The sequence below is a fragment of the Elstera litoralis genome (assembly GCF_000963705.1).
GTDB classification, from domain to species: Bacteria; Pseudomonadota; Alphaproteobacteria; order Elsterales; family Elsteraceae; genus Elstera; species Elstera litoralis.
The window spans coordinates 1-2,894 of the sequence record NZ_LAJY01000525.1 but is presented as its reverse complement, the minus strand read 5'-3'; the positions used below and the strand labels follow the sequence as shown (position 1 = coordinate 2,894).

Genomic DNA, 2,894 nt, shown 5'->3' with positions numbered 1-2,894 from the left:
CGGATAAGCTCCAAAGTGATCTGGGTGTAGGGATCATCATGCACGGCCATAATATAGGTCATGGCGGTACGATAGCCTTGCAGAGCTTTTAGGGTTTCCTCTTCCAGTGTCTCCGGGCGCTCTTCATCGATAATTGCCACGGCTTCGGCCAGATTGGCGGTATAGCCTTCGATGCTATTGGAGCCTTGCAGGGCACGGGCGAAGGTATTCTTGCGAATAAACCCGCGCCACCGGGTCGGATTCTGCCCAACATGGTGGCGCAAAAGCTGCCGTTGCGCTTGGATCAGGTCGAGAACCGCGTGATCCAACGCATCGAGCGCGGGGCTGTCGAAAATCATGTCGGTTATCCTGATTTATTTCGTCGTCACGACGAAGAATAACCTACTTTCCGACCCCCTCATACACCTCGCGCAGCCGCGCCCCGTGCGCCGCAAACGAATACAGCCCCAGCGCCGTCTCGAAGGCTTTTCCCGCCATTGCGTGCAGGCGCTCGCGGTTCTGATCGAGGTCGCGCAGGGCCACGGCAATCGCGTCGGGCCGGGGCGGAATGATGATCCCGGCGCCGGATGCTGCAATATCATCCGCCACGCCGACGGTGGGGGAGAGCAGAACCGGGGTGCCTTGCACCAGGGCTTCGGTGGCCACTAGCCCGAAGCATTCGAACTGGGAGGGCACGGCCAGCAGGTCGATGGTGCGCAGGAAGTTGGCTTTTTCCTCCCCGCCGATGAAGCCGAGGAAGCTGACGCGGCCTTCGATCTTGCGGCGGGCGACGCGGGCGCGAAGTTCGGCTTCCAACTCGCCGCCACCCGCGATTTGCAGGCGCACGCCGGGGGCGTCGGCGACGGCGTCGATCAGCAGCGACAGGTGTTTCTTGGGATGGAACCGCCCGAGGAAGCCGACGGTGAGCGGCGACCAGTCGGGTTCCGGCCCTTGCAGGCGGCGCAGCGGTTGCGGATCGGTTTCATCGAAAACCGGATGGGGGATGATTTCGGTGCGCGGGTAATCGATTAGCAGCGAATCGCGCGCCTCCAGGTCCGACGAGACGATGATTTTATCCAACCGCCGCACGTACCAGTCGCGCAGCAACCATTTCGCCCAGCGCAGCGGGGTGGAGGAGGCGTTGTTGATATCGAAGCGCGTCAGGCTTTCGTGGGGCATCAGCACCACCGGCTTTCGGGCGGCCCGCGCGGCGCGGACGGCGGCAATCGAGGTCCAGACCCAGCAGGAATGGGCGTGGATCACGTCGTAAAAGCGCGCGTGTTTGAACAGCCAAGCGTTGAGTTCCGAGGAAATCCCCCAGCGCACCGCGCGCTTATAGCCGCTGAACGGAAAGGCGCGGACGGTCACGCCCGCCGCCGCGAGCAGCGCCACGGTCGGCCCCAGCAGCGGCTCGACCTCCCGTTCCACCGGGTAGAGCAGATCCACCTCCAGCCCCGCCCGCCGGGCGGCCAGACAAACGGAAACCGCCGCCGTGGCCGTTCCCCCCGTGCGCGGATCGAGCCCGCTGGAGACGAATAGAATACGCATGAGCCGACACTATAAGGGGCGGCGCGGGCGGCTCAAGGGTAGAAGCCTAGTATTTCTGCATAATCGCGTCATACAGGCCCGAGGCTTTGATCGCGGCCAACCCGGCGTTGAAATCTTCGGCCAGCGCCGGATTGCGGAAGACGACGCTATAATGGATCGGGGCGAAGAGCGGGTGTTCCCTCGGCGCGATGGATCGGTCGATGCCCGTCGTTGGATCCTGAATAAAGTAGTTCAGAATGCGCCGCTCACCGATCACCAGATCGGTGCGACCGTTGAACAGAATACGGACCGCGAGTTGCTGGCTGGATTCTTCACGATACCTGCTGTTATGGGCGACTGCCGCCGCGAACTCGGCCCCCAGGGCATTCCGGGCATTTTGGAAGGCGATGATTTGAAATCGCGCCAGATCGGCGATGGTATTGACCGAAAGATTGGCCGGGGCGAGCGAGAGGGCAATGTTCCGATAGGTTATGAACGGCTCGCTCAGCCAGCCCGTGACCGGGAAGCTTGAGATGACCGGCGCGGCCGCTTCAATGGCCGGGTTGGCATCGAATGTCGCCACCAGCCGGGCAAAAGGATAGAGTTTTACCGACAGCGAATGGCCCTTTTGGGCGAGGGCGGCGGCGATAATCTCGTAATCAAGGCCGCTCACGCCCGTTTCAGTTTTCATCACATAGGGCGCGACTTCGCGCATGCCGAAACTAATCTCGTTAGCTTTTATAGGTGTGCAAACAAAAACCGCGATGAGCATTGAGAGCAGGGCGAGGGATGCACAAAGTTTTTGCATTTTCACTCTCCCCCGCCAAAGTTTCGTTTAAAATATACGGGATAATGTCGCGGTAATCGAGATGCTCATTTGTATTCAGCCGTGCGGGCGGGATCGGTTGCCGCAAGGCTGCCCTGTTTTGCGCTTTCGCCAAACTATGCTAAGCGTGCGGCGTTTTATGGAAGAGAGCCTGCCCCCCGTGTCTGCCCCCCGCCCCGCCCCGCAAACCAGCCGCGTGCTGCTGCTTCGCCTAATGCGCGAGCATGTGCGCCCCTATCTGCCGCGCTTCGCGCTGGCGGTGCTGCTGATGATGCTGGTGGCAGCAACCACGGCGGCGCTTCCCAATATGTTAAAACCCGTTCTCGATGGGGTATTTACTGATAAAAATCGGGATCTTTTATGGCAAATTAGTGCTGCCATTTTGTTTCTATTCATCGTTAAGGGCTTTGCGAGTTACGGCGAATCGGTCGTGATGAACACGACCGGGCAGCGTATTATTTCAGATATCCAGCAACGGCTCTTTGGTCATTTAGTTCATGCCGACTTAAGTTTTTTCCACGCCCACGCGACGGGGAATTTAGTGAGCCGCTTCACCAACGAT

General features: G+C 60.1%; 4 protein-coding genes. 1 reads left to right on the top strand and 3 read right to left on the bottom strand.

Annotated features, from left to right (window positions below; all coding sequences use genetic code 11):
* From VZ95_RS16835 to VZ95_RS16825, 3 genes are all read right to left on the bottom strand, one after another.
* Positions 1-338, bottom strand: a 338-nt coding sequence (locus VZ95_RS16835; RefSeq protein WP_045776885.1) for a Fic family protein, incomplete at its 3' end; no start/stop codon positions are given.
* 43 nt (positions 339-381) lie between these two features.
* Positions 382-1,527, bottom strand: coding sequence for a glycosyltransferase family 4 protein (locus tag VZ95_RS16830; RefSeq protein WP_045776884.1), 1,146 nt, complete (start codon positions 1,525-1,527; stop codon positions 382-384).
* Between the two features lie 46 nt (positions 1,528-1,573).
* Positions 1,574-2,221 (bottom strand): substrate-binding periplasmic protein, encoded by a 648-nt coding sequence (locus tag VZ95_RS16825; protein WP_198148366.1) that lies wholly within the window; start codon positions 2,219-2,221, stop codon positions 1,574-1,576.
* 250 nt (positions 2,222-2,471) lie between these two features.
* On the opposite strand from VZ95_RS16825, the gene VZ95_RS16820 reads away from it, so the two are divergent.
* Positions 2,472-2,894 (top strand): ABC transporter transmembrane domain-containing protein (locus tag VZ95_RS16820; protein WP_269747124.1); only part of this gene is annotated, 423 nt, incomplete at its 3' end.

What these genes read in the sequence shown, in the direction of transcription:
- VZ95_RS16830 (WP_045776884.1), bottom strand. Translation starts at nt 1,527, where the DNA reads ATGCGTATTCTATTCGTCTCCAGCGGGCTCGATCCGCGCACGGGGGGA.
- VZ95_RS16825 (WP_198148366.1), bottom strand. Translation starts at nt 2,221, where the DNA reads ATGCGCGAAGTCGCGCCCTATGTGATGAAAACTGAAACGGGCGTGAGC.